Annotated in this window: 23 protein-coding genes; 6 read left to right on the top strand and 17 right to left on the bottom strand. The window is 73.4% G+C overall.

Going from position 1 to position 26,464, the window contains the following annotated elements:
* Nucleotides 1–87 precede the first annotated feature (87 nt).
* Nucleotides 88–1,590, bottom strand: a complete 1,503-nt coding sequence (locus ABZ805_RS08185) for a glutamate synthase subunit beta (RefSeq protein WP_358436179.1) — start codon at nt 1,588–1,590, stop codon at nt 88–90.
* A complete protein-coding gene (gene gltB, locus ABZ805_RS08180; RefSeq protein WP_358436176.1) occupies nt 1,583–6,133 on the bottom strand; it encodes a glutamate synthase large subunit in 4,551 nt (1,516 codons plus the stop codon). The genes ABZ805_RS08185 and gltB overlap by 8 nt, the downstream gene beginning before the upstream one ends.
* A 511-nt stretch (nt 6,134–6,644) precedes the next feature.
* Here gltB and ABZ805_RS08175 point away from each other — a divergent pair.
* Genes ABZ805_RS08175 through ABZ805_RS08165 form a run of 3 tightly spaced genes read left to right on the top strand, consistent with a single transcriptional unit; the run spans nt 6,645 to nt 9,414 of the window.
* Complete coding sequence (locus tag ABZ805_RS08175) at nt 6,645–7,619, top strand: ABC transporter substrate-binding protein (protein ID WP_358436174.1); 975 nt, start codon at nt 6,645–6,647, stop codon at nt 7,617–7,619.
* Nucleotides 7,620–7,624: 5 nt separating this feature from the next.
* Entirely contained in the window at nt 7,625–8,644 is a 1,020-nt protein-coding gene (locus ABZ805_RS08170; protein ID WP_358436171.1) for an iron ABC transporter permease, read from the top strand.
* Complete coding sequence (locus ABZ805_RS08165; RefSeq protein ID WP_358436168.1) at nt 8,641–9,414, top strand: ABC transporter ATP-binding protein; 774 nt, start codon at nt 8,641–8,643, stop codon at nt 9,412–9,414. The genes ABZ805_RS08170 and ABZ805_RS08165 overlap by 4 nt, the downstream gene beginning before the upstream one ends.
* 86 nt (nt 9,415–9,500) lie before the next feature.
* Here ABZ805_RS08165 and lgt read toward each other — a convergent pair whose 3' ends face one another.
* The 6 genes from lgt to ABZ805_RS08135 all read right to left on the bottom strand — a co-directional run bounded on the left by lgt (nt 9,501) and on the right by ABZ805_RS08135 (nt 16,429).
* Nucleotides 9,501–10,700, bottom strand: a complete 1,200-nt coding sequence (lgt, locus tag ABZ805_RS08160) for a prolipoprotein diacylglyceryl transferase (protein WP_358436165.1) — start codon at nt 10,698–10,700, stop codon at nt 9,501–9,503.
* An 89-nt stretch (nt 10,701–10,789) separates the two neighbouring features.
* Nucleotides 10,790–11,584 carry a tryptophan synthase subunit alpha gene (trpA, locus tag ABZ805_RS08155; RefSeq protein ID WP_358436162.1) on the bottom strand — a complete coding sequence of 265 codons (795 nt, stop codon included), beginning with the start codon at nt 11,582–11,584 and terminating at the stop codon, nt 10,790–10,792.
* Entirely contained in the window at nt 11,581–12,882 is a 1,302-nt protein-coding gene (gene trpB, locus ABZ805_RS08150) for a tryptophan synthase subunit beta (RefSeq protein WP_358436159.1), read from the bottom strand. The genes trpA and trpB overlap by 4 nt, the downstream gene beginning before the upstream one ends.
* Before the next feature lie 308 nt (nt 12,883–13,190).
* Nucleotides 13,191–14,003, bottom strand: a complete 813-nt coding sequence (gene trpC / locus ABZ805_RS08145) for an indole-3-glycerol phosphate synthase TrpC (protein ID WP_358436157.1) — start codon at nt 14,001–14,003, stop codon at nt 13,191–13,193.
* A gap of 279 nt (nt 14,004–14,282) precedes the next feature.
* Complete coding sequence (locus tag ABZ805_RS08140; protein WP_358436155.1) at nt 14,283–14,870, bottom strand: Trp biosynthesis-associated membrane protein; 588 nt, start codon at nt 14,868–14,870, stop codon at nt 14,283–14,285.
* Nucleotides 14,867–16,429 (bottom strand): anthranilate synthase component I, encoded by a 1,563-nt coding sequence (locus ABZ805_RS08135; RefSeq protein ID WP_358436152.1) that lies wholly within the window; start codon nt 16,427–16,429, stop codon nt 14,867–14,869. The genes ABZ805_RS08140 and ABZ805_RS08135 overlap by 4 nt, the downstream gene beginning before the upstream one ends.
* A 95-nt stretch (nt 16,430–16,524) precedes the next feature.
* On the opposite strand from ABZ805_RS08135, the gene ABZ805_RS08130 reads away from it, so the two are divergent.
* Nucleotides 16,525–17,250 carry a TetR family transcriptional regulator gene (locus ABZ805_RS08130; RefSeq protein WP_358436149.1) on the top strand — a complete coding sequence of 242 codons (726 nt, stop codon included), beginning with the start codon at nt 16,525–16,527 and terminating at the stop codon, nt 17,248–17,250.
* 359 nt (nt 17,251–17,609) lie between these two features.
* Here ABZ805_RS08130 and hisI read toward each other — a convergent pair whose 3' ends face one another.
* The 7 genes from hisI to ABZ805_RS08095 all read right to left on the bottom strand — a co-directional run bounded on the left by hisI (nt 17,610) and on the right by ABZ805_RS08095 (nt 22,100).
* Nucleotides 17,610–17,972, bottom strand: coding sequence for a phosphoribosyl-AMP cyclohydrolase (gene hisI, locus ABZ805_RS08125; protein WP_358436146.1), 363 nt, complete (start codon nt 17,970–17,972; stop codon nt 17,610–17,612).
* Nucleotides 17,969–18,742, bottom strand: a complete 774-nt coding sequence (hisF, locus tag ABZ805_RS08120; protein ID WP_358436144.1) for an imidazole glycerol phosphate synthase subunit HisF — start codon at nt 18,740–18,742, stop codon at nt 17,969–17,971. The genes hisI and hisF overlap by 4 nt, the downstream gene beginning before the upstream one ends.
* Before the next feature lie 86 nt (nt 18,743–18,828).
* Entirely contained in the window at nt 18,829–19,560 is a 732-nt protein-coding gene (gene priA, locus ABZ805_RS08115; protein ID WP_224959554.1) for a bifunctional 1-(5-phosphoribosyl)-5-((5-phosphoribosylamino)methylideneamino)imidazole-4-carboxamide isomerase/phosphoribosylanthranilate isomerase PriA, read from the bottom strand.
* A gap of 65 nt (nt 19,561–19,625) precedes the next feature.
* Nucleotides 19,626–19,805: a hypothetical protein gene (locus tag ABZ805_RS08110; RefSeq protein WP_358436141.1), complete on the bottom strand. Its 180-nt coding sequence runs from the start codon at nt 19,803–19,805 to the stop codon at nt 19,626–19,628.
* A gap of 19 nt (nt 19,806–19,824) precedes the next feature.
* Complete coding sequence (hisH, locus tag ABZ805_RS08105) at nt 19,825–20,454, bottom strand: imidazole glycerol phosphate synthase subunit HisH (RefSeq protein ID WP_358436138.1); 630 nt, start codon at nt 20,452–20,454, stop codon at nt 19,825–19,827.
* A gap of 9 nt (nt 20,455–20,463) precedes the next feature.
* Nucleotides 20,464–21,393: a transketolase gene (locus tag ABZ805_RS08100; RefSeq protein WP_358436136.1), complete on the bottom strand. Its 930-nt coding sequence runs from the start codon at nt 21,391–21,393 to the stop codon at nt 20,464–20,466.
* A complete protein-coding gene (locus ABZ805_RS08095; RefSeq protein ID WP_358436134.1) occupies nt 21,390–22,100 on the bottom strand; it encodes a thiamine pyrophosphate-dependent enzyme in 711 nt (236 codons plus the stop codon). The genes ABZ805_RS08100 and ABZ805_RS08095 overlap by 4 nt, the downstream gene beginning before the upstream one ends.
* A gap of 248 nt (nt 22,101–22,348) precedes the next feature.
* On the opposite strand from ABZ805_RS08095, the gene ABZ805_RS08090 reads away from it, so the two are divergent.
* Both ABZ805_RS08090 and soxR read left to right on the top strand, forming a co-directional pair.
* Nucleotides 22,349–23,602 carry a helix-turn-helix domain-containing protein gene (locus tag ABZ805_RS08090; protein ID WP_358436132.1) on the top strand — a complete coding sequence of 418 codons (1,254 nt, stop codon included), beginning with the start codon at nt 22,349–22,351 and terminating at the stop codon, nt 23,600–23,602.
* A 27-nt stretch (nt 23,603–23,629) separates the two neighbouring features.
* The gene (gene soxR, locus ABZ805_RS08085; RefSeq protein WP_358436129.1) at nt 23,630–24,088 is read left to right on the top strand and encodes a redox-sensitive transcriptional activator SoxR; all 459 of its coding nucleotides are present in this window, start codon (nt 23,630–23,632) and stop codon (nt 24,086–24,088) included.
* A gap of 27 nt (nt 24,089–24,115) precedes the next feature.
* On the opposite strand, the gene ABZ805_RS08080 is transcribed toward soxR, so the two are convergent.
* Nucleotides 24,116–24,799: a response regulator gene (locus ABZ805_RS08080; protein WP_358436126.1), complete on the bottom strand. Its 684-nt coding sequence runs from the start codon at nt 24,797–24,799 to the stop codon at nt 24,116–24,118.
* On the bottom strand, nt 24,796–26,391 hold the full coding sequence (locus ABZ805_RS08075) for a sensor histidine kinase (RefSeq protein WP_358436124.1): 1,596 nt from the start codon (nt 26,389–26,391) through the stop codon (nt 24,796–24,798). The genes ABZ805_RS08080 and ABZ805_RS08075 overlap by 4 nt, the downstream gene beginning before the upstream one ends.
* Nucleotides 26,392–26,464 lie beyond the last annotated feature (73 nt).

Genomic DNA, 26,464 nt, shown 5'->3' with positions numbered 1-26,464 from the left:
GCCGGTTCGACGGGACGATCCCGTGAACCGGCCCACGCGAGGACCGTGCGGCGCGGGACGAATCGTGCGAAACCCCCCTGCGGCGGATCAGACCGCGAGGGGCAGCGCCGTCGGGTGCACCGGCGACGGCAGGTCGGAGGCACCGGTCAGGTGCGCGTCCACCGCGTTCGCCACCGAGCGGCCCTCCGCGATGGCCCACACCACCAGCGAGGCGCCGCGGTGCGCGTCACCGCAGACGAACACGCCCGGTGCCGCGGTCTCCCAGTCCGAGCCGCAGCCGATGGTGCCGCGCCGGGACAGCTCGATGCCGAGCCCGTCCAGCAGCGGCATGTGCTCCACGCCTTCGAAGCCGATCGCGAACAGCGCCAGGTCGCACGGCACCTCCTCGGCTTCCGCGGACACCGGCACCACCTGCCGCCTGCCGTCGGCGTCCCGCTCCACGCGCACCTCGCGCAGCCGCACCGCGCGCACGTGGCCCTCGTCGTCGCCGACGAACGCCTCCACGGCCACCGCGAACTTCCGCTCGCCGGCCTCCTCGTGCGCCGGGTAGGTGCGCAGCACGTACGGCCAGGTCGGCCACGGCGACAGGTCGTCGTCGCGGCGCGTCGGCGGCTGCGGGTACTGGTCGAGCTGGGTCACGCTCAGCGCGCCCTGCCGGGTCGCGGTGCCGTAGCAGTCTGCGCCGGTGTCACCGCCGCCGATGACGACGACGTGCTTGCCGTGCGCGGAGATCGACGTCGGCCCGTCGCCCTCCACCTCGCGGTTGGCGGGCACCAGGTGCTCCATCGCCAGGTGCACGCCGGTCAGCTCGCGGCCCGGCACGGTGCGGTCGTCGCGGCCGCGCAGCGCGCCCACCGCGAGCACCACGGCGTCATGCCCGGCACGCAGCTGCTCCACGGTCAGGTCCACGCCGACCTCGCAGCCGGTGACGAACTTCGTGCCCTCGGCGCGCATCTGGGCCAGCCGCCGGTCCAGGACGGACTTCTCCATCTTGAACTCGGGGATGCCGTAGCGGAGCAGGCCGCCGATGCGGTCGTCCCGCTCGTACACCGTCACCTCGTGCCCGGCGCGGGTCAGCTGCTGGGCGGCGGCCAGGCCCGCCGGACCGGAGCCGACGACGGCGACCCGGTGGCCGGTGTGCGATTCGGGCGGGCTCGGGTGCACCTGGTCCTGCTCCCAGGCGACCTCCGCGATGGTCTCCTCGACGCGCTTGATCGTCACCGCGCCACCGGCGTCCGGGGAGATCGCCAGCACGCACGCCGCCTCGCACGGGGCGGGGCACAACTTCCCGGTGAACTCCGGGAAGTTGTTCGTGGCGTGCAGCCGGTCGCTCGCCCGGTCCCACTGGCCGCGGCGGACCTGGTCGTTCCACTCCGGGATGAGGTTGCCCAGCGGGCAACCGGCGGAACCCGAGTGGCAGAAGGGGATTCCGCAGTCCATGCAGCGCGCGGCCTGTGTGGACACCTCCGCCTTCTGGTCCGATGTGGACAGCGCGGCGTAGACCTCGCGCCAGTCGCCGAGCCGCTCGTCGTAGGGGCGCTTCGGCGCCTCGGCCCGGGAGAACTTCAAGAAACCCTTCGGGTCAGCCACGGGACGCCTCCATGATCGCCTCTTCCACGTCGCGGCCCTCGGAACGGGCCAGCCGCATCGCCTCCAGCACCCGCGCGTAGTCGCGGGGCATGATCTTCGAGAACGCCGCGGAACGCCGCGTCCAGTCCCCCAGCAGCGAAGCCGCCACCGTGGAACCCGTGCACTCGTGGTGGCGGCGGACCACCTCGTGCAGCCACTTCAGGTCCTTCGCCGTGGGCTGCTGCACGTCCACCATCGCCGTGTTCACCCGCACCGGATCGAGGTCCAGCACGTAGGCGATACCGCCGGACATGCCCGCGGCCACGTTGCGCCCGGTGCCGCCGAGCACCACGGCGCGGCCGCCGGTCATGTACTCGAAGGCGTGGTCCCCCGCGCCCTCGGCGACCGCGGTGGCCCCCGAGTTCCGCACGCAGAACCGCTCCCCGACCTGGCCGCGCAGGAACAGCTCGCCCGAGGTGGCGCCGTAGCCGATCACGTTGCCCGCGATCACCTGGTCCTCGGCGGCGAACGCCGAATCCCGGTGCGGGCGCACCACGATGCGACCGCCGGAGAGGCCCTTGCCGACGTAGTCGTTGGCGTCGCCGACCATCTCCAGCGTCACGCCCGGTGGCAGGAACGCGCCCAGCGACTGCCCGGCCGAACCTTCCAGCTCCACCCGGATCGTGTCGTCCGGCAGGCCCGCGCCGCCGTAGCGGCGGGTGACCTCGGCGCCGAGCAGGGTGCCCACGGTGCGGTTGACGTTGCGCACCGGCAGCCGCAGCCGCACCGGGTGCGCGTCCTCCAGCGCCGCCTCGGCCAGCTGGATCAGCGTGCGGTCCAAGGCCTGGTCGAGGCCGTGGTCCTGCTCGCGGACGCGGCGGCGCACCGCCGAGTACGGGGTCTCCGGCTCGGCGAACAGCGGCGTCAGGTCCAGGCCGGTGGCCTTCCAGTGCTCCACGGCCTCGTCGGTGCGCAGCGCGCTGACCTGGCCGATCGCCTCGTCCAGGGTGCGGAAGCCCAGCTGCGCCAGGTGCTCGCGGACCTCCTCGGCGACGAACTCGAAGAAGTTCACCACGTGCTCGACCTGGCCGTTGTAGCGCTTGCGCAGCTCCGGGTTCTGGGTGGCCACGCCCACCGGGCAGGTGTCCAGGTGGCAGACGCGCATCATCACGCAGCCCTCGACCACCAGCGGCGCGGTCGCGAAGCCGTACTCCTCGGCGCCGAGCAGCGCGGCGATCACCACGTCGCGGCCGGTCTTCATGCCGCCGTCGACCTGCACGGTGATCCGGTCGCGCAGGCCGTTGAGCAGCAGCGTCTGCTGCGTCTCGGCGAGCCCGATCTCCCACGGGGTGCCCGCGTGCTTGAGCGAGGTCAGCGCGGCCGCGCCGGTGCCGCCGTCGTGCCCGGACACCAGCACCACGTCCGCGTGCGCCTTGCTCACGCCGGCCGCGACCGTGCCCACGCCGACCGAGCTGACCAGCTTCACGTGCACCCGCGCCCGGTCGTTGGCGTTCTTCAGGTCGTGGATCAGCTGCGCCAGGTCCTCGATCGAGTAGATGTCGTGGTGCGGCGGCGGCGAGATCAGCCCGACGCCCGGCGTGGAGTGCCGCGTCTTCGCGATCCACGGGTACACCTTGTGCGCGGGCAGCTGGCCGCCCTCGCCGGGCTTCGCGCCCTGCGCCATCTTGATCTGCACGTCGGTCGCGTTGACCAGGTATTCGCTGGTGACGCCGAAGCGGCCCGAGGCGACCTGCTTGATGCCGGAGCGGCGCTCGTCGTCGTAGAGCCGGTCGGCGTCCTCGCCGCCCTCGCCGGAGTTGGAGCGGCCGCCGATGCGGTTCATCGCGATCGCCAGCGTCTCGTGCGCCTCCGCGGAGATCGCGCCGTAGCTCATGCCGCCGGTCGCGAACCGCTTCATGATCTCCGAGATCGGTTCGACCTCGTCGATCGAGATGGGTTCCCGGCCGCTGTCGAGCGCGAACATGCCGCGGACGGTGCCGCCCTTGCGGGCCAGCCGGTCGCACTCGGCGGTGTACTCGCGGTACGCCTCGACCTTGCGGGTCTTGGTGGCGTGCTGCAGCAGGAACACCATCTCCGGGGAGAACAGGTGCAGTTCGCCTTCGCGGCGGTACGCGTACTCGCCGCCGACCTCCAGCCTGCGGTGCGCCCGGTCCGTCGGGTTGTCCGGGTAGGCGCGGCGGTGCCGCAGCGCGACCTCTTCGGCCAGCGCGTCCAGCTCGACGCCGCCGAGCTGGGTGCCGGTGCCGGTGAAGTACTCGGCGACCAGTTCCTTCGACAGGCCGACGGCTTCGAAGATCTGCGCGGCCGTGTAGGCGCCGACGGTGGAGATGCCCATCTTCGACATCACCTTCAGCACGCCCTTGACCAGCGCCTGCACGTAGTTGCGGATCGCCACCCGCGGCCGGATCCCGGTGATCTGGCCGGTCGAGATCATGTCCTCGATCGTCTCGAACGCCAGGTAGGGGTTGACCGCGGCGGCGCCGAAGCCGAGCAGCGCGGCGATGTGGTGCACCTCGCGGGCGTCCCCGCTCTCCACGACCAGCGCCACCTTCAGCCGCTCCTTGGTGCGCACCAGGTGGTGGTGCACCGCGGAGACCAGCAGCAGCGACGGGATCGGCGCCAGCCGGTGGTCCGAGTCCCGGTCCGAGAGCACTAGTACTCGTGCGCCCGCACGAATCGCCTCGGAGGCTTCCTCGCGCACCCGTTCGACGGCGTCCGCCAGCGCCTCGGCACCGCCGTCGGCCTCGTACAGGCCGGGCAGCACGGTGCAGGCGAAACCGGGCAGGTCGCCGTCGGAGTTGATGTGGATGAGCTTCGCCAGCTCGTCGTTGTCGATCACCGGCGTCGGCAGCACCACGTGCCTGCACGAGGCCGCGACCGGCTCCAGCAGGTTCTGCTCCGGGCCCATCACCCGCGCCACCGAGGTGACGATCTCCTCCCGGATCGCGTCCAGCGGCGGGTTCGTGACCTGCGCGAAGTGCTGCACGAAGTAGTCGTAGAGCAGCCGGGAGCGCTGCGAGAACGCGGCCTGCGGCGTGTCCGAGCCCATCGAGCCCAGCGGCTCTCCCCCGCCGGAGGCCATCGGCGACAGCAGCAGCGACAGCTCTTCCTCGGTGTAGCCGAACGTGAGCTGGCGGCGCACCACCGACTCGTGGCTCTGCACCACGTGCTCGCGGTCCGCGAGCTGGCCCAGGTTCAGCTGGCCCGCGTGCAGCCACTCCTCGTAGGCGTGCTGCTCGGCGAGCTCGGTCTTGATCTCGTCGTCGTCGACGACGCGGCCCTGCTCGGTGTCGATCAGGAACATGCGGCCCGGCTGCAACCGGCCCTTCGCGACGACCTCCGCCGGTTCCAGGTTCAGCACCCCGGACTCGCTGGCCAGCACCACCCGGTCGTCGGCGGTGCGCCACCAGCGCGCCGGGCGCAGCCCGTTGCGGTCCAGCACCGCGCCCACCAGGGAACCGTCGGTGAAGGTGACGCAGGCCGGGCCGTCCCACGGCTCCATCAGGCCCGCGTGGAAGCGGTAGAACGCCTTGCGCTTCGGATCCATCTCGGCGTGGTTCTCCCACGCCTCCGGGATCATCATCAGCACCGAGTGCGGCAGCGACCGCCCGCCCAGGTGCAGCAGCTCCAGCACCTCGTCGAACGACGCCGAGTCCGAACCGTCCTCGGCGCAGATCGGGTACAGCCGGGACAGGTCGCCCGGGATCAGGTCGGACTCCAGCAGCGCCTCCCGGGACCGCATCCGGTTCCGGTTCCCGCGGATCGTGTTGATCTCGCCGTTGTGCGCCATGTAGCGGAACGGGTGCGCCAGCGGCCACGACGGGAAGGTGTTCGTGGAGAACCGGCTGTGCACCACCGCGATCGCCGAGACCAGGCGCTCGTCGGTGAGGTCCGGGAAGAACAGCGGCAGCTGCTCGGTGGTCAGCATGCCCTTGTAGACGAAGGTGCGCGCCGACAGCGACGCGAAGTACAGCTCGGTGCCGGCCCGCGCGGACTCCCGCTCGGCGCGCTTGCGCAGGCAGAACGCCAACCGGTCCAGCTCCAGCCCGGCCTGCCCGGACGAGCCCTCGACCAGCAGCGTCGCGAAGTGCGGCATGCACTCCAGCGCGGTGGTGCCCACCTCGGCGGCCGCCGGGGCGATCGGCACCTCCCGCCAGCCCAGCACGCGCAGGTCCTCTTCGGCGGCGATGCGCTCCACCAGCGCCACCGCCTCCGCGCGCAGCGCCGGATCGGCGGGCAGGAACGCGAGGCCCGCCGCGTAGCGCGCGCGACCGGCCGCGTCCGGCTCGGGCAGATCGAACCCCGTACAGGAGCGCAGCAGCTCATCGGGCAGCTGCAGCAGCACCCCGGCGCCGTCCCCACTGGTCGGTTCCGCGCCCGCGGCCCCGCGGTGGTCGAGATTCGCCAGCGCGGTCATCGCATCGGCCACGATGCCGTGCGAGCGGCGCCCCTGGACGTCGGCCACCATGGCGACCCCGCAGGAATCGTGCTCGGAAGCGGGGTCGTACAGACCCTGAGCGGCGGGAAAGGCAGAGAAGACCACTGCGCAAACCTCCCTCGTCGGTACTCGTGCGGAAAGACCACCGCGGTAGTCGCGTTGATCTCTTCTGGGCACGGGACGACGCTGGCCCGCGTGGGCGTCCGGCGCTGGACGGGTGGTCGGCCGAGCCGGGCAACGGCACCGGACTCGGCGATGCGAGACGTTCGGCGACCGGACCGGGCGCGGATGTCGACCTGGCTCGCGAAGCTCGACCCCGCCGGCAACGCGGGACCGGGGAATTCACGAGCGCCTGCGGCCACGACCCGGAGTTCGACGAACCTTAACAACGACGATACCCGGAAGCAGCACCGCAAGTCAGCTCTCAGCCCGCGTGAATATTCCGACGTCCGACCGAACCGCGTCAAGACCGCACGCCGCGGAACCCCTGCGCACCCCGGCAACCGGGGCGGGACGATCAGCTCCTGGTACCTTTCCAGCTCGGGGCGCTCGCGGCGGCGAATTCCGGTGCGTTCGCGCGGGCGTCGCCGTCCGCCACCGCACCCGGTGCGCACCCGTGGCGCACCGGCCCGACCACGAGGACGCCATGCTCGGGTTCCGCCGCCTCCCCGCCCTGCTGCTGACGGTGCTGGCCCTGCTGTTCGCAGGCACCGCGTGCGCCACGCGCACCCCGTCCCCGGCACCCGAAGCCCCCGTCGAAGACCCCGCGGCCGCGTTCCCCGCGGAGATCACCATCGACGGCCAGCAGCCGATCACGCTGCCCCAGCAGCCCAAGCACATCGTGTCGCTGAGCCCCACCGCCACCGAATCGCTCTACGCGATCGGCGCGGGCGAGCAGGTCGCGGCCGCCGACCGGTTCTCCGACTACCCCGCCGACGCGCCTCGCACCGAACTCAACGGCCTCACCAGCGACGCCGCCGCCGTCGCCGGCCACGACCCGGACCTGGTCATCGCGCCCGACGGCGCCGGGAAGCTCGTCGAGGGGCTGCGCGAGCTGGAGATCCCGGTGCTCGTCACGCCCGCCGCGAAATCGCTGGACGACGCCTACGCGCAGATCGAGACCCTCGGCCAGGCCACCGGGCACAGCAGGCAGGCGCGGGACGTCACCGGCCGGATGCGCGCGGACATCGCGAAGATCGTCGCCGACACGCCGAAGGCGCCGGAACCGCTGAGCTACTTCCACGAGCTCAGCCCCGACTACTACACCGCCACCTCCCGCAGCTTCATCGGCAGCGTGTACGGGCTGTTCGGGCTCACCAACATCGCCGACGACGCCGAGGGCGAGTTCCCGCAGCTCGCGCAGGAGCGGATCGTGCAGGCCGACCCCGACTTGATCTTCCTCGCCGACACGGACTGCTGCGGCGCCACCGCCGAGTCCGCCGCCGCCCGGCCCGGCTGGGACACCCTCACCGCCGTCCGCGAGCGCCGGGTCGTCCCGCTCGACGAGGACGTCGCCGGACGCTGGGGACCGCGCGTGGTCGACCTGGTGCGCGCGGTCGCCGACTCCGTGTCCCGCGCCCAGCGGCCCTGAGCCGGGTGCGCGGCACGACCCGGCTGCGGCCCGGACCGCTGCTGGCGGGCGTCGCGGCGCTGCTGCTGGCCCTGCTGGTCTCGGTGCTGCTCGGGGCCGCCGACCTCGGCTGGACCCGGGTGCTCGCCGAGATCGGCGCCCAGCTCACCGGCGGGCACTCCCCGCTGTCCGAACGGGAGGCGGCGATCCTGTGGCGTCTGCGGGTACCGCGCGCGGTGCTCGGGGCGCTCGTCGGGGCCGCGCTCGCCGTGTCCGGCGCCGCCTTCCAAGGCGTGTTCCGCAACCCGCTCGCCGACCCGTACCTGCTCGGTGCGGCCAGCGGCGCGGGCCTCGGCGTCACCCTCGTGATCACGGTGCTGCCGGATGCCACCGCCGCGCCCGGAGCCGCGCAGGCCGCCGCGTTCGCCGGGGCGCTCGCCGGCGTCGCCACCACCTGGCTGCTGGGGCGCGCGGCGGGCGGCGGCGCCGCGACCCTGGTGCTCGCCGGAGTCGCCGTCGGCGCGTTCCTCTCCGCCGGGCAGACGTTCCTGCAACAGCTCCAGTTGCAGAGCCTGCAGCAGGTCTACCTGTGGATACTCGGGCGGCTGAGCACCGCGGGCTGGACCGACGTGCTGCTGGTGCTGCCGCTCGTCGTCGTCTCCGGCGCGGTGCTGTGGGCCTGCGCCCGGCTGCTCGACGTGCTCGGCACCGGTGACGAAGAGGCGGCGGCGCTCGGCGTGCACCCCGGCCGGGTCCGCGCCATCGTGCTGCTGGCCGCCTCGCTCGCCACCGCCGCGGCCGTGTCCGTCGCCGGGCTCATCGGCTTCGTCGGGCTCGTCGTCCCGCACCTGGTGCGGCTCGCGTTCGGCGGCGGCAACCGGATCGTGGTGCCGCTGTCGCTGCTGTTCGGCGGGGCGTTCCTGGTGCTGGCCGACGTCCTCGCGCGCAGCGTCCTCGCCCCCGCCGAACTGCCCATCGGCGTGATCACCGCGTTCACCGGGGCCCCGTTCTTCGCCCTGCTGCTGCACCGGAGCAGGCGCGCATGACCGGGCTGCGGGTGCGCGAGCTGACCGCCGGATACCGGCGGCGCACCGTGCTGGCCGGGGTGTCCGCCGAGGTGCCCACCGGTGGCTGGCTCGCCGTCATCGGCCCCAACGGCTCCGGAAAGTCCACGCTGCTCAAAGCCGTCGCGGGGCTGCTGCCGCACCGCGGCGAGGTGCTCGTCGACGGCGAGCCGCTGCACCGGGCCGGGCGGCGCGCACGGGCCCGGCTGCTCGCCTACGCGCCGCAGACCCCGCAGCTGCCGCCGGGGCTCACCGTCACCGACTACGTGCTGCTCGGCCGCACCCCGCACCTCGGGCTGCTCGGACGGGAAGGACGCCGCGACCTCGACGTCGTCGAGCACGTCGTGGAGCGGCTCGACCTGGCCGGGCTCGCCCGGCGACCGCTGACCGAGCTCTCCGGCGGCGAACGGCAGCGGGCCGTGCTCGGGCGGGCGCTGGCCCAGCGGGCCGGAGTGCTGCTGCTGGACGAACCGACCACCGGACTCGACCTCGGACACGCGCAAGCACTGCTCGACCTGGTGGACGAGCTGCGGCGCGAACTCGGCACCACCGTCGTCACCACGCTGCACGACCTGACGATCTCCGCGCAGTACGCCGAACGCTTGCTGCTGCTCGCCGACGGGGCCACCGCCGCGCACGGCCCGCCCGCCGAGGTGCTCACGCCCGAAGTGCTCACCGAGCACTACGACGCCCGGGTGGTGGTGCTCACCGGTCCCGACGGGACGCCGGTGATCGCACCGGTGCGGGGTTGACCTCGACCTTCCCCGGCCTGCGGGCTCGTACGAGAACGGCCGCGCCTCCGGGGTCGGTGGCGCGGCCGTAGTCGGAACGGTTCGGGTCAGTCGTCGCGTTCGGAGTCCTCGGAGGTCTTCTCGCTCGTCGCGGCGGAGGGCTCCTTCGGGCGGTCGGCCTGCTCGTCCGCCTGCTTCGACCCGGTGGTCTTCGCGTCCGTGGTCTTCGAGTCGTCGGCCTTCGCGTCCACTGCCGTCGCGTCGTCGGACTTCGCGTCACCGGATGTGCCACCACCGGAAGCAGCGCCGGATTCCCGAGCGCCGGACTCCGCCGCGTCCGCCTCCTCACCCGCGTCGGCCCGCGCCGCCCCGCCGGAACCGGCCGCGGGCTCCGCGTAGTCGTCGTCGCCCGGCAGCGGCTTGCCGCGCAGCAGCGCCGGATCCTCCCGCTTGCCGCGCACCACCAGCAGGTAGATCACGGCCAGCGCGAACACCACGAGCGAGGTGACCACGTTGATGCGCACGCCGAACACGTGGGTGGCCGCGTCGGTGCGCATCATCTCGATCCACACCCGGCCCGCCGTGTACCCGGCGACGTACAGCGCGAACACCCGGCCGCGCCCCATCCGGAACCTGCGGTCCGCCCACACCAGCAGCACCGCGATCAGCAGGTTCCACAGCAGCTCGTACAGGAACGTCGGGTGCACCACCGCCAGCGGCGCGCCCTGGTCGACCGCGTGCCCGGCGATCGGGTTCACCACGCCGAACTCGTCGACCCGCCGGTAGATCTCCAGGCCCCACGGCACCGTGGTCGGGCTGCCGTAGAGCTCCTGGTTGAACCAGTTCCCCAACCGGCCGATGGCCTGCGCCGTGATCAGCGCCGGGGCGATCGCGTCGGCGAAGGCGGGCAGCGGCACGCCGCGCCTGCGGCAGCCGATCCACGCGCCGACCGCACCGAGGGCCACCGCGCCCCAGATGCCGAGGCCGCCCTCCCAGACCTTCAGCGCGTCGATCGGGTCGCGGCCCGGGCCGAAGTACTTGTACCAGTCCGTCGCCACGTGGTAGAGCCGACCGCCGACCAGGCCGAACGGCACCGCGAACACCGCGATGTCGGTGACCGTGCCCGGACGTCCGCCGCGGGCCTGCCAGCGCCGGTCGCCCCACAGGATCGCGACCACGATCCCGGCGATGATGCACAGCGCGTAGGCGCGCAGCGGCACCGGGCCGAGGTACCAGACCCCTTGCGGGGGGCTCGGGATGTTCGCCAGGAACGAGGTCGCCGGGGCAGCGAGGTTGTGCGCGCTCACCCGAACACCGTATCGGTCCGCCGCGCCACCCCCATCGCCAGGTGAACGGCCCGCCCGTCCGAACCGGTGGGCCGTTCACCCGGGGTGCTTCAGCGGGAGCGGACTCCCCGGCCCAGTTCGGCGGCGATCTCGCGGACGCCCGCGGGCCCGTCCTGCTCAGCGCGGTTGATGAACGCCGAGCCGACGATGACGCCGTCGGCGAACTTCGCGACCTGCGCGGCCTGCTCGCCGGAGCGGACGCCGAGGCCCACCCCGATCGGCAGGTCGGTGTGCGCGCGGGTCCGCCGCACCAGGCCTTCCGCCTGGTCACCGACGGTGTCGCGGGCACCGGTCACGCCCATCACCGAGGTGGCGTAGACGAACCCGGAGCTGGCCTTCGCCGTCATCGCCAGCCGCTGCTCGGTCGAGGACGGGGCGACCAGGAAGATCCGGTCCACGCCGTGCGCCTCGCTGGCGGCCATCCAGTCGTCGGCCTCGTCCGGCACCAGGTCCGGCGTGATCACGCCGAGCCCGCCCGCGGCGGCCAGGTCGCGGGCGAACGCGTCCGGCCCGTACTGGTGCACCGGGTTCCAGTAGGTCATCACCACGGCGTGCTTGCCCGCGTCGGCGATCGAGGACACCACGTCGAACAGGTCCCGGACCCGGAACCCGGCGCGCAGCGCCACGTCCCCGGCGGCCTGGATGGTCGGTCCGTCGATCACCGGGTCGGAGAACGGGACGCCGACCTCCACCACGTCGCAGCCGGGCCCGTCGTCGGTACCGGCGAGCATGCCCGCCAGCAGTTCCTTCGAGCCCTCGACCGTGGGGTAGCCCGCGGGCAGGTACCCGATCAGCGCCGCGCGGTCCTCGGCGCGGCAGGTCGCGAACACCTCGTGCAGGCTCACCGCGCCGCCTCCCCGTCTGCGTCGTCCGCCACCGGCTCGCCCGACTCGTCGACGAGGCCGAAGTACTTCGCGGCGGTGTCCATGTCCTTGTCGCCGCGACCGGAGAGGCTCACCAGCAACGTGGCGTCCGGCCCCAGCTCGCGGCCCAGCCGCAGCGCGCCCGCGAGGGCGTGCGCGGACTCGATGGCCGGGATGATGCCCTCGGTGCGGGACAGCAACCGGAACGCCTGCATCGCCTCGTCGTCGGTGACGGCGATGTACTCGGCGCGACCGGCGTCCTTGAGGTACGAGTGCTCCGGCCCCACGCCCGGGTAGTCCAGGCCCGCCGAGATCGAGTAGGCCTCGGTGATCTGCCCGTCCTCGTCCTGCAGCAAGTAGGAGCGGGCGCCGTGCAGCGTGCCCGGCGTGCCCTTGCTCAGGGTGGCGCCGTGCTCACCGCTGTCCAGGCCGTGCCCGGCCGGCTCGCAGCCGATCAGCCGCACGCCCGGGTCGTCGATGAAGCCGTGGAAGATGCCGATGGCGTTGGAGCCGCCGCCGACGCACGCCACCACCGCGTCCGGCAGCCCGCCGAACTGCGCCAGCGACTGCTCGCGGGACTCCTCGCCGATGATCTTGTGGAAGTTGCGGACCATCACCGGGAACGGGTGCGCCCCGGCCGCCGTGCCCAGCAGGTAGTGGGTGTCCTCGACGTTGGCGACCCAGTCCCGCAGCGCCTCGTTGATCGCGTCCTTCAGCGTCGCCGAGCCGTTCGCCACCGGCCGCACCTCGGCGCCCAGCAGCCGCATCCGCGCCACGTTCAGCGCCTGCCGCTCGGTGTCGACCTGTCCCATGTAGATCACGCAGTCGAGGTCGAGCAGCGCGCAGGCCGTCGCCGTGGCCACGCCGTGCTGACCGGCACCGGTCTCGGCGATGACGCGGCGCTTGCCCATCCGCTTGACCAGCAGCGCCTGCCCCAGCACGTTGTTGATCTTGTGGGAGCCGGTGTGGTTCAGGTCCTCGCGCTTGAGCAGGATGCGCGCCCCGCCCGCGTGCTCGCCGAACCGCTTCGCCTCGGTCAGCAACGACGGGCGCCCCGCGTAGTCGCGCAGCAGCCGCGCCAGCTCGTTCACGTACTCCGGGTCCAGCTGCGCCTTCTCGTACTCCGCGGCCAGCTCGTCCTGCGCGGCGATCAACGCCTCCGGCATGAACCGGCCGCCGTAGGGGCCGAAGTGGCCCCGCTCGTCCGGGTCGTGCCCCTCGGGCACCGGACGGCCCGGCCGGTGCGCGCGATCGTGCTGCGCGTCGTGCACCGTCGCCATCTAGGTCACCTCTCTAGTAGTCCTCAGCCGCCGGAGTCCGGCCGCGCACCGCACGCCGCACGCGCGGCACCTCACCTCGGGTTCCCGGAACCGGCGCCGCGACACCGGCGACCGCCGACGCCGCCGCCGAGCGGTCCGAAACCGGATGCGACCGGACCCGGGGCCGGTCAGCCCCGAACCCGGTCGACGTCGAACCCGGTCGACGTCCAGCCCGGTCGGCACCGAGCCCGGTCAGCCCCGGGCCGGTCGGCGCCGAGCCCGGGGACCGGATGCGAACGGCGCCGACATCCGGCGACCGCCCGGGCAGATCAGCGGCTGGGCCGCGGGCACGCCGGGTGCGAGCCGGCCGTCACCAGCTGGGTCACCGCGACCCGCGGGTTCTCGCTGGTCACCAGGCCTTCGCCGACCAGCACCGCGTCCGCGCCCGACCCCGCGTAGGCCATCAGGTCGCTCGGGCCGCGCACGCCGGACTCCGCCACCTTCAGCACCTCCGGCGGCAGGCCGGGCGCGATCCGCCCGAAGACCTCGCGGTCCACGTCCAGGGTGTGCAGGTTGCGGGCGTTGATGCCGATGACCTTCGCCCCGGCCTCCAGCGCGCGGTCCGCCTCCTCGGCGGTGTGCACCTCGACCAGCGCGGTCATGCCCAGCGACTCGACCCGGTCCAGCAGGGCCTCCAGCGCGTTCTGCTCCAGGGCGGCCACGATCAGCAGCACCATGTCCGCGCCGTGCGCGCGCGCCTCGTGCACCTGGTACGGGCTGACCACGAAGTCCTTGCGCAGCAGCGGAGTGGCCGGGACCTTCGCCCGCACCGCGTCGAAGTCCGCCAGCGAACCGCCGAAGCGGCGCTGCTCGGTCAGCACGCTGATCACCCGCGCGCCCGCCTCCGAGTAGTCCGCGGCCAGGTCGGCGGGTTCGCCGATCTCCGCGAGCTCACCCTTCGACGGGCTGCGCCGCTTCACCTCCGCGATCACGCCGACGCCGGGCGCGCGCAGCGCGGCCAGCGCGTCGTGCGGCGGTGGCGCCGCGGCCGAACGCTGCTTGATCTCGTCGAACGGAACGGCGGATTCGCGGGAGGCCATGTCCTCGCGAACGCCTTCGATGATGGATTCCAGAACGCTCACTCGAACACCTCGCCACGCGTGCCCCGAACACTCGCCCGCAGGTCTCGAAAATCGTCATTGACGCAGCCGAACTCAGCGCGCTCGATCACGACACTCCCCTTCCCGCCGTGCCGTTCGCATGGCCGATGCTAACCCCGCGCGGTGCGGCCGCCGCCCAAGGGGTCGGTACAACGTCCCTGCACAGCAAGGACCTTCGTCCCTTGCCGACTCCGATCGACGGACTCCCCGCCGCCACCCGGACGTACCCGAACCGGTGCCGGGACCGCGCTGCGCGCGCGGCTAGCGCTCGTCGGTCGGGTCCGCTCCCTCGTCCAGAGCGTCCCACAGCCTTTTGTCCGGATCGGTGGACTTCCGCTTCTCCGCCCCCGGCGCCGAGTACCGCGCGCCCATCGCGGGCATCCGCCCGGCGCGCACCGCGACCAGCGCGCCCGCGGCGAGCAGCGCCAGCCCGGCCAGCACCACCAGCAGCGGGCCGAACGGGGTGAGCACCGGCTCGCCCACCGGCTCGCCGCCCGAGGGCACTCCCGGCGGCACGAACCCGGCCGAGGCGGTGAACCACCACGTGCCCGCCCGCCACAGCAGCAGCACGCCGCCCAGCAGGGTCAGCACGCCCACCACGCGGCGCAGCAGACCGCCGGTGGCGAGCACCGCGGCGACCGCGGCCAGCGCGGCCAGGGCCAGCGGCACCAGCTCCGGACGCGCCACCGCGCCCGAGGCCACCGCGCCCACCTCGCCGGAGAACGGGGTGCGGTACTGCCGCGACGCCCAGGTCAGCGCGCTCGCGCCCCACAACAGCCCCGCCGCGGCCACCAGCAGCAGCACCACCGACCACAGCAGCCGCGGCGAGGTCTCGCGCCGCGCCGTCACACCCGCTCCGCCACGTCCGCCGGGCGCGTGTCCGGAGCGCGCAGCGTCTGCGCGGTCGCGACCGCGTTGAGCACCGCCTTCGCCTTGTTCAGCGACTCCTGGTCCTCCGCCACCGGGTCCGAATCGGCGACGATGCCGCCACCCGCCTGGACGTACGCCACCCCGTCGCGCACCAGCGCGGTGCGGATCGCGATCGCCGTGTCGGCGTCCCCGGCGAAGTCCAGGTAGCCGACCACCCCGCCGTACTGGGCGCGGCGCGTCGGTTCCAGCTCCTCGATCAGCTCCAGCGCCCGCGGCTTCGGCGCACCGGACAGGGTGCCCGCCGGGAAGCACGCGGTGACCGCGTCGAACGCGGTGCGGCCCTCGTCCAAGGTGCCGGTGACCGTGGAGACCAGGTGCATCACGTGGCTGTAGCGCTCGATGCGGAAGAACTCGACCACGTGCACCGAACCGGCGCGGCACACCCGGCCCAGGTCGTTGCGGCCCAGGTCGACCAGCATCAGGTGCTCGGCGCGCTCCTTCTCGTCGTTGCTGAGCTCCTTCTCCAGCCGCGCGTCCTCGTCCTCGTCCGCGCCGCGCCAGCGGGTGCCCGCGATCGGGTGCGTCGTCGCCTGGCCGTCGCGGACCGTCACCAGCGATTCGGGGCTGGAGCCGACGATGTCGAACGGGCTGCCGCCCTCCGGGTCGGCCAGCCGCAGCAGGTACATGTACGGACTCGGGTTCGTGGTGCGCAGCACCCGGTAGACGTCGAGGGCGTCCGCGCTGGTCTCCATCTCGAAGCGCTGCGAGACGACGACCTGGAAGGCCTCGCCCGCGCGGATCGCCTCCTTCGCCGTCTCCACCGCCCGGTAGTGCTCCTCGGGGGTGCGACGGCGGGTGAAGTCCGGCGCTGGGCGGGAGAAGGACGCCACGGTCGGCGCGGACGGCGTGCACAGCCGCTCGGTCATCTCGTCCAGCCTGCGGACCGCGTCGTCGTAGGCGGCGTCCACCCGCTCCGGGCTGTCGTCCCAGTTCACCGCGTTCGCGATCAGCGTGATCGTGCCCTCGTGGTGGTCCAGCGCGGCCAGGTCGGTGGCCAGCAGCATCACCAGCTCGGGGATGTGCAGGTCGTCCTCGGTGAGCTCCGGCAGCCGCTCCAGGCGGCGCACCGCGTCGTAGCCCAGGTAGCCGACCATGCCCCCGGTCAGCGGCGGCAGACCCGGCAGCGGATCGGTGCGCAGCAGCCGCACCGTCTCGCGCAGCGCCTCCAGCGGATCACCGCCGGTCGGCAGGCCCACCGGGGGCGTGCCCGTCCAGCAGGCCTCGCCGTCGCGCACGGTCAGCGCGGCGGCGCTGCGCACCCCGATGAACGACCAGCGCGACCAGGAACGCCCGTTCTCCGCCGACTCGAACAGGAACGTGCCCGTCCGGTCGCCCGCGAGCTTCCGGTACACCGAGAGCGGGGTCTCGTCGTCGGCCAGCAACCGCCGCACGACGGGGATGACCCGCCGTCCGGCGGCCAGGTCGCGGAACTCCGCGCGGTCCGGGGTGATGCTGCCGATGTCGCCGTCGCCAACCATGTCCACATTGTGCCGACCCCGCACCGGCCGCGTCGCAGCGGTCGGGCGGCGGGGGGTTTTGCGGGCCGCTCGGGGCACCGACGAAGATGGCAGGGGTGAACAGCGGCACCGGCGATCAAGGCGGCACCGGCGATCAGGACGGCACCGGCCGTCAGGACGAGCTCGGCGAGCGCAGCCCCGGCGAGCGCGCGGACGGTCGCGGCTCCGACCGGGACGAGCCGGACGGCCGGAAGCGGCGCGGCCGGCGCGCGGGCGGGCAGGACACCCGGGCCGCGCTGGTCTCCGCCGCCCGCGAGGTGTTCGCCGAATCCGGCTACAACGACGCCACGGTGCGCGTGATCGCCACCCGGGCGGGCGTCGACCCGGCGATGGTCAACCACTGGTTCGGCGGCAAGGAGGCCCTGTTCACCGCGGCCGTGCACATCCCCATCGACCCGGCCACCGTCATCCCCGCGCTGCTGGCCGGGGACCGGGAGCTGCTCGCCGAGCGCATCCTGCGGCGGTTCCTCGGCGTGTGGGACGAGGCGGGTGGCCGTGCGTTCGCCGCGCTCGTGCGCAGCGTCGCCTCGCACCGCTCGGCGCTGCGGCTGCTGCGCGAGTTCGTCGCCACCGTGATCATCGACCGGCTGGTGCGGGAGCTGCGGATGGACCGGCCGGAGCTGCGCGCCGCGCTCAGCGCCTCGCAGATCATCGGGCTCGGCATCACCCGGTACGTGGTGGAGCTGGAACCGCTGGCCTCCGCCGACCACGACACCGTGGTGGCCGCGATCGCGCCGAACCTGCAGCGCTACCTCACCGGCGAACTCGGTCCGGAGGGCTAGTCCGGCGGGACGGTTCGGAGGGCGTGCAGGGGCGGTCCAGCGGGCCGGTTCGACCGGTCGCCTCTGGCTTCCGGGTTCTGGCGTCCGGGTCGGGCATCCGATTCAGTCGTCCGGTCAGGCACCCGAGTCAGGCGTCCGGGTTCAGTCGTCCGGTCAGGCATCCGATTCAGACGTCCGGTCGGGCATCCGATTCAGACGTCCGGGTCAGGCACCCGAGTCAGGCGTCCGGGTTCAGTCGTCCGGTCAGGCATCCGCTCAGGCGTCCAGGTTCGGACCGCCGGGTTCAGACGCCCGATTCCGGCCCCCGATTCGGGCGTCCGGGTTCAGCCGTCCCAGGCACCCGGGCGCGGGCGTCCGGGTCAGGCCCCCGGTCCGGCGGGCTCCCCGAGCAGCACGTCGGCGTCGAAGCAGGTGCGATCACCGGTGTGGCAGGCCGCGCCCACCTGGTCGACCACCAGCAGCACCGTGTCCCCGTCGCAGTCCAGCCGCACCTCGTGCACGTGCTGCACGTGCCCGGAGGTCTCGCCCTTCGCCCAGTACTCCCCGCGGCTGCGGGAGAAGTAGGTGCCGCGGCGGGTGGTGAGCGTGCGGTGCAACGCCTCGTCGTCCATCCACGCCATCATCAGCACTTCGCCGGTGCCGCGCTGCTGCGCGACCGCGGCCACCAGGCCGTCGGCGTTGCGCTTGAGGCGGGCGGCGATCGCCGGGTCGAGCTCGCTCATCGGACGGTGATCCCTTCCGCGCGCATCGCGTCCTTGACCTCGCCGATCCGCAGCTGGCCGAAGTGGAAGACGCTGGCCGCGAGGACCGCGTCCGCCCCGGCGCGGACCGCGGGCGCGAAGTGCTCGACCGCGCCGGCGCCGCCGCTGGCGATCAGCGGCACGTCGACGCGGGAGCGGACCGCGCGGATCAGTTCCAGGTCGAAGCCGGCCTTGGTGCCGTCGGCGTCCATCGAGTTCAACAGGATCTCGCCGACGCCGAGCTCCTGGGCGCGTTCGGCCCATTCGACGGCGCAGATCCCGGTGCCGCGGCGGCCGCCGTGCGTGGTGACCTCGAAACCGGAGGCGGTCGGCTGCTCCCCTTCCGGGACGCGGCGGGCGTCGGCGGAGAGCACGATGCACTGCGCGCCGAACCGGTGCGAGGCCTCGCGGAGCAGTTCGGGGCGGGCGATGGCGGCGGTGTTCACGCTCACCTTGTCGGCGCCCGCGCGCAGCAGCCGGTTCACGTCGTCGGCGCTGCGGACGCCGCCGCCGACGGTCAGCGGGATGAACACCTGCTCGGCGGTGCGGCGCACCACCTCGAACGTGGTCTCCCGGTCCCCGGATGACGCGGTGACGTCGAGGAAGGTGAGCTCGTCGGCGTGCTCCGCGTCGTAGGTCTTCGCCAGTTCGACCGGATCGCCCGCGTCCCGCAGGTCCGTGAAGTTGACACCCTTGACGACCCGCCCGGCGTCCACGTCCAGGCAGGGGATCACTCGTACCGCGACGCCCATGCCTCCAGCGTAGGCCGTGCGCGGCGGCCGTCGCGGCACCGGGTCGGCCCGGCGGTGCGGGGTGCGCATCGCCGGGCCCGGTCCGATCAGGACACCGCGGCGAGGGCCTCTTCGAGGGTGAAGTTCCCGGCGTACAAGGCCTTGCCGACGATGGAGCCCTCGACGCCCAGCGGCGCGAGTTCGGCCAGCGCCCGCAGGTCGTCCACACTGGACACTCCGCCGGAGGCGACGACGGGTGCCTCGGTGCGGGCGCAGACCTCGCGCAGCAGCTCGGTGTTCGGGCCCTGCAGGGTGCCGTCCTTGCTCACGTCGGTGACGACGTAGCGGCGGCAGCCCGCGGCGTCCAGCCGGGCCAGCACCTCCCACAGGTCACCGCCGTCGCGGGTCCAGCCGCGGGCGGCGAGCCGGTGCCCCTCCTCGGTGATGCGCACGTCCAGGCCGACGGCGACCTGCTCCCCGTGCTCGGCGACCACGCGGTCCGCCCACTCGGGGTTCTCCAGCGCCGCGGTGCCCAGGTTCACCCGGTGGCAGCCGGTGGCCAGCGCGGCCTTGAGCGAGTCGTCGTCGCGGATGCCGCCGGAGAGCTCCACCCGCACGTCGAGCCGCCGCACCACGTCGGCCAGCAGCTCCCGGTTGGAGCCGCGGCCGAACGCCGCGTCGAGGTCCACCAGGTGGATCCACTCGGCTCCGGCGCGTTGCCAGGCGAGGGCCGCCTCCAGCGGATCGCCGTAGGAGGTCTCGGTTCCGGCGGCGCCCTGGACCAAGCGGACGGCCTGGCCATCGGCCACGTCAACTGCAGGAAGAAGCGTGAAAGTCACGCGGCAACTGTATCTGGCGGCCCGGTGCAGGCCGTCCGGCACGGTCGCGGGCCGGCGGTGCGGGGTCAGCGGTGCCGGTCGCCGGAGCGGGTCGCGGCGATCACGGGGACCAGCAGGACCAGCACCGCGAGCACCAGCACCAGCCAGGCGGGCACGCCGGCTTCGACGAGGTAGGTGGAGCTGAAGCCCGCGACGACCCCCACGGCGAGGACCAGGGCCACCACCCGGGCGCCGCGCGGGTTCATCAATCCGTGGCGGCGCACGTCACAGCGTCCCGAGCCAGTTGCGCAGCAGCCGGGAGCCCGCTTCGCCGGACTTCTCCGGGTGGAACTGCGTCGCCGAGAGCGGGCCGTTCTCGACCGCGGCGACGAACGGCTCACCGTGCTCGGACCAGGTCACCTTGGCCGGGGCGACGGTCTCGGACTCGGGCAGCTCCCAGCGGCGGGCGGCGAAGGAGTGCACGAAGTAGAACCGGGTGCCCGGTTCCATCCCGGCGAACAGCACCGAGTCGGCGGGCGGCGAGACCTCGTTCCAGCCCATGTGCGGCAGCACGTCCGCCTTGAGCCGCTCCACGTCGCCGGGCCACTGGCCGCAGCCGTCGGCCTGCACACCGTGCTCGACGCCGCGGTCGAACAGCACCTGCATGCCCACGCAGATGCCGAGCACGGGCCGGCCGCCCGCCAGCCGCCGATCGATGATCTCGTCCCCACCGGCGGCGAGCAGGCCTTCCATGCAGGCCGCGAACGCGCCGACGCCGGGGACGACGAGCCCGTCGGCCTCGACGGCGGCCTGCGCGTCCGAGGTCACCCGCACGTCGGCGCCCGCGTGTTCCAGGGCGCGTTCGGCGGAGCGCAGGTTGCCGGAGCCATAGTCCAAAACGACGACGCGTGCCACGCCGCCAGGCTACCGGCCGCCCGTGGCGAGGAATCCGCGGATCGACCGGGCGAGGCCCGCGGGGTCCAACCCGTGCGCGGCCTCGTGCTCGTCGGCGGTGCCGTAGGCGCGCAGTTCCGCGTCCCGCCGCACGCCCAGCCCGAGCACCCGGTGCGGCACGTCGGCCAGCGCGGCGTTCGCGGCCGCCGTGGAGGTGTCCCGCAAGTAGGGCTCCACCAGCACCACATCCGGGGTCGCCGCCAGCGCCGCCGCGCGCAGCCCCGCCGCGTCGAACGGCCGGACGGTGGCGGCGTAGAGCACCGTCACGTCCAGCCCGGCCGTCGCCGCCAGCACCGGCCGCAGCATCGGCCCCACCGCGAGCACCACTCCGGAGCGGCCCTCGCGCACCACCCGGAACCGGCGCCCGACCGGGAACGGGGTCTCGTTGGTGCGCTCGCTCATCCGCAGGTACACGAGGTCGTCGGTGAGCAGCGCCGCGCTGAGCAGTTCGGCGAACTCCCGGGGGTGTCCGGGCACGTGCACCGTCCAGTCCGGCAGCGTGTCCAGCAGCGCCACGTCACCGGGGGCCATGTGGGTGCGGCCCGCGGCCGGGTAGTCGTAGGACGCGCCGGTGCTGACGAGGACGGCGCCCACTCCCTGGTGGTTGAGGTCCAGCTTGAGCTGCTCGAACGGCCGTTCCACGAGGAACGGGGCGATCGAGTGCACGACGGGCCGCATGCCGGTGAGCGCGAGCCCGCCCGCGACGCCGATCAGCGCCTGCTCCCGGATGCCCACGTTGATCACCCGGTCGGGATGGCGCGCGGCGGCGCCGGTGAACCGGTCGGCGGAGATCTCGGCGAGCACCACCGCGAGCCGCGGGTCCGCGTCGAGAGCGGCGCCGACGATGTCGGTGAACTCCTCGCGCATCGGGCGGGTGCGGGGTTCGGTCGGGGCGGTCATGCGAGCTCCTTCGGTTCGACGCGGGCGATGACGGCGAGCGGCTGGTCGGGTCGGGTGTCGGTGAAGGCGTGCTGCAGGGCGTCGTGGTCGCGGCCGTCGACGGTGTGCGCGGCCCAGCCTTCGCGGGCGAACCGCTCCGCGATGCCGCCGGGCCAGCCGTGCGAGTCGGAGGCGTTGTCGATCACGACCGCGGTCAGCTGCCCCGCACCGAGGCGGCCGGCGACGGTGATCGCCTCGTGGTTGCTGCCCTCGCCGAGTTCGGCGTCGCCGACGAGCACGACGACGCGCGACCGGGTGCGCCCCTGCGCGCGGAGGCCGAGGGCGGTGCCGAGCGCCAGCGGCAGCCCGTGGCCGAGGGAGCCGCTGCCGATCTCGACGCCGGGTGCGAGCAGCCGGTCCGGGTGCTGGCCGAGGCGGGAGTCGAAGCCGCTCCAGCCGTCGAGCTCGGCGGGGTCGAGGAAGCCCTTCGCGGCGAGCACCGCGTAGTAGGCCATCGGCCCATGCCCCTTGGACAGCAGGAAGCGGTCCCGGTCCGGGTCGTCGGGGTGCGCGGGGTCGACGGCGAGGATGCGGTCGTAGAGCACCCAGAGCACGTCGAGGGTGGAGGTGGCGGCGGGCGAGTGCTTCTCGTCGCCGGACATCCGGCCGAGCAGCGCGGGCAGGTCCGAGTAGCCGAGCCCGGTTCCGGTGGCGGTGGAAGTGGTCATGCGGACAGCCTCGAACTTCGAGTTGACTCGAAGTCAAGGGATTCGTCACCGATCCACAGTGGACTCCTCGAATAAGAGGCGAATCTTCTTCATGTTGACCCCGCGCGCATCGCCCACCTTCGTATTCACCCGAATTGCCGGTTGGGGTCGAGCGGAACCGCTCATTAAAGTCCCTACTCTCTAGTAGTAACTTTCCCGGTGGCACTTCCGGAACCGATCCGGCGCCCACCCGACAGGAGAAGGAGCCCATGCCGACGAGGGTGGCCCGCACCGGCACACCGGACCTGTGGGCGGCGCTGCCCAGCGAACTCGCCCCCGTCCTGCGACCCGAGCTGAGCAGCCTCGCCACCCAGATCCGCACCGAGATCCAGCTCCGCATCCCCGAATACGCGCGGCCGATGGACGAGCAGTACGTGCGCGCCATCCAACGCGGTGTCGACGAAGCGCTCAACCAGTTCGTCGACCAGATCGCCGACCCCACCGCACCGCAGGAACGCTGCGCCGAAGTGCACCGGGCGCTCGGCAAGGCCGAAATGCACGAAGGCCGCAGCCTCGACAGCCTGCAGGCGGCCTACCGGCTCGGCGCCCGCCTCGCCTGGCGGCGCACCGCCCGCATCGGCGAACGCGCCCGCATCGCGCCCCGCACCATGCTGCTGCTCGGCGAAGCGATCTACGCGCACATCGACGAGCTCGCCGCGCTCTCCGTCGAAGGGTTCGCCGAAGCGCAGGCCCGCGCCGCGGGCACCCGGGCCCGGCGCAGGCGTCGACTGCTGGAACTGCTGCTCACCGATCCGCAGCCACCGCGCCGCATCCTCGCCGAAGCCGCCGAGGCCGCCGACTGGATGCTGCCGGACACCCTCGTCGTCGCCGCGCTCGAACGCACCGGCGGAGCGGAACCCCGCAGCGCACCGCTCGTTGGCTGGGACGCGCTCGGTGACCTCGACGGCGACCACCCGCACCTGCTGGTGCCGCACCCCGCGGACGCCACCGGCGAACCGCCGTGGGAGCAGCAGCTCGCGGGCTGGCGGGTCGCGCTCGGACCCCGGGTCGAGCTGCACCGGGCACCGCACGCGCTGCGGTGGGCGCGCGAGCTCCTCGACCTCTCGCACGCCGGACTCGTGCCGGACCGGCCCGTGCTGCACTGCGAGGACCACCTCACGCACCTGCTGCTGCTCAGCGACGAGACCCTGACCCGGCAGATCGTGCACACCCGCCTCGCCCCGCTCGACCGGCTCAAGCCGAAGCAGCAGATCCGGCTCGCCGACACCCTGCTGGCCTGGCTGCAGACCCGCGGCGGCGCCCCCGAGGTCGCGCACCGGCTGCAGGTGCACCCGCAGACGGTGCGCTACCGCCTGCACCAGCTCGAAGACCTCTTCGGCGACGCGCTCACCGACCCGCAGGCCCGGTTCGAGCTGGAGATCGCGCTGCGCGCCGCCGGGCGCCTGCTCAGCTACGGCGCGCTCACCCCGGAGGCCACGACCGCGGGCGGAAGTTCGACCTAACGCGAAGTTCGCGGCTACGTTGGGGGCATGTCGGCACTGCCCTCCCTGCTCACCATCGGCGAAGTCGCGCACCGCAGCGGAGTCGCCCAGACCGCGCTGCGCTTCTACGAGCAACGCGGCCTGATCGCCTCCACCCGCACCGGCGGCAACCAGCGCCGCTACGGACGGCCCGTGCTGCGCAGGCTCGCGTTCATCCGCGCCGCCCAACGCGTGGGGCTCAGCCTGGAGCAGATCTCCGACGCGCTCGCGACGCTGCCCACCGACCACGCGCCCACCAAGGCCGACTGGACGCGGCTGTCCCGCTCCTGGCGGGACGAGCTCGACGCGCGCATCGACGGGCTGCAACGGCTGCGCGACCGGCTCAGCGGGTGCATCGGCTGCGGCTGCCTGTCGCTGCGCACCTGCGCGCTGAACAACGCCGAGGACCAGATGGCCGCCCAAGGCCCCGGCTCGCCGCTGCTCAAGCCGTCCGCGGACCGGTCCTGACCGGAGTTCCCCCTAGCCGGAGTTCCCCTAACCGGAGTTCTCGGCCCAGCGGTAGAACATCTCCGGGCGCCCCACCCCGCCGTAGCGCGGCTCGCGGCCCGCCATCCCGTTGTCCACCAGGTACTCCAGGTAGCGGCGCGCCGTCACCCGCGACACCCCAGCCAGCTCGCCCACCGCGCCCGCGGCCGCGCCCTCCCGGTGCGCGCGCAGCGCCGAGACCACCGCGGCCAGCGTCTCCTCCCCCATGCCCTTCGGCAGCGACGCGCGGTCCACCCCGCGCAGGGTGGAGAACGCCCGGTCGATCTCGCTCTGCCCGCTGGCCTCCCGGTCGTGCCCGAGGCTCTGCCGGAACCGGGCGTAGTGCTCCAGCTTCTCCCGCATCGCCGCGAACGTGAACGGTTTCAGCAGGTACTGCACCACGCCGCTGGCCACCGACGCGCGCACCACCCGCAGGTCCCGCGCCGAGGTCACCGCGATCACGTCCGCGTTGCTGCCCGTGTTGCGCAGCGCCCGCGCCACCGCCAGCCCGTCCATGTCCGGCAGCCGCAGATCCAGCAGCACCAGGTCCACCTGGGTGTGCTCCAGGAACCGCAGCGCCTCCTGCCCGGTGCGGGCGCGCCCGGCCACCTCGAAACCGTCCACCCTGGACACGTAGAGCTCGTGCGCCTCGCCCGCCACCGGGTCGTCCTCCACCACCAGCACCGAGATCACGAGCGCACCTCGGCCAGCGGGATCCGCACCTCGAACCGGCCGCCCGGGCCCGCGCCGACCCGCACCGACCCGCCGTAGCGCCGCGCGCTGCGGCCCACCAGCGCCAAGCCCAGGCCGCGGCCCGGGCGCTTCGTCGACCAGCCCCGCTCGAACACCTGCCCGGCCACCGCCGGATCGACCCCGGGCCCGTTGTCCGACACCACGATGGACAGCTCCTCCGCACCGGAGCGGATGCTCACCTCGACCCGCGGCGCGGGCACCTCGAAGGTCGCCTCCACCGCGTTGTCGATCAGATTCCCCAGGATCGTCACCAGGTCGCGGGAGCCCACCCGGCCCAGTGCCCGGTCGTCGACCGCGCTGTCCTCGGACAGCACCACCTCCACGCCCCGCTCCCGCGCCTCCGCGCTCTTGCCGAGCAGCACCGCCGCCAGCACCGGCTCGCCGACCGCTTCCACCACGCGATCCGTCAGCTGCTGCGCCAGCTCCAGCTCCGCGGTCGCGAACGCCACCGCCTCCTCGACCCGGCCCAGTTCGATCAGCGACACCACCGCGTGCAACCGGTTCGCCGACTCGTGCGCCTGCGAGCGCAGCGACTCGGAGAACCCGCGCATCGAATCCAGTTCCCCCGTCAGCGCCTGCAACTCGGTGTGATCGCGCAACGTCACCACGCTGCCCAGGTCGCGGTCACCGCTGCGCACCGCGGAGACGTTCACCAGCAGCACCCGGTCCTCGGTCACGTGCACCTCGTCGCGCACCGGTTCCCGCTCCGCGAGCGCCTCCACCAGCGGCTCCGGGAACCCCAGGTCCGCGAAGCGCGCCCGCTCCGCCACCTCCTGGTCCACCCCCAGCAGCACCGCCGCCCCATCGTTGCACAGCGTCACCGCTCCGGAGGGCGCCACCAGCAGCAGGCCTTCGCGGACCGCGTGCAGGATCGCGTCGTGGTACTCGTACATCCGGCTCAGCTCCGCCGGAGTCAGGCCGTGCGTGTGCCTGCGCAACCGCCGCGACACCAGGTATCCGCCGGCGCCGCCGAACAGCAGCGCCACCGCACCCACCCCGGCCAGCACCAGCAGCTGCCCGCTCAGCTCGGCGGTGAGCACCCGCACCGTGATGCCCACCGACACCAGCGCCCGCACCCGGCCCGACTCGTCGAGCACCGGGACCACCACCCGCACCGACGGGCCGAGGGTGCCCTCATAGGTCTCGGTGAGCGGCCTGCCGTGCTGGGCAGCGCCGATGTTGCCGACGAACCGCTTGCCGATCAGGTCCGGGTTCGGGTGCGTGTAGCGCATCCCCGACGGGTCCATGATCGTGATGAACCCGACGCCCGTCGCCGCCCGGACCCGCTCCGCCCGCGGCTGCAGGATCCGCGGCGGGTCGGCGCCGATCGCCGCCGCCAGCACGCCGGGATCGACGGCCAGCGTGTGCGCCACCGCAGCGACCTCGTCCGCCGCGGCCTCCTCGGTGCGCTGCTCCGCCGCCAGGTAGCCGAGCGCCACCCCGCTGAGCACGACCACCGCCACCACGACCACTTGCAGCACGAACAACCGGGCCGCGAGGCTGGTCCGCCCGATCCGCCGGAAATACGACATGACGTTGTTGTTGCTCCCGCATGAACTCAATGAACACAACCGTGACGGTCACCACCGGTGAGTCCGATAGTCT

The sequence above is a fragment of the Saccharopolyspora sp. NPDC047091 genome (genome assembly GCF_040643635.1).
Taxonomy (GTDB): Bacteria; Actinomycetota; Actinomycetes; order Mycobacteriales; family Pseudonocardiaceae; genus Saccharopolyspora_C.
Note: the sequence above shows the minus strand (reverse complement) of the source record. Positions and strands in the feature narration are given on the sequence as shown.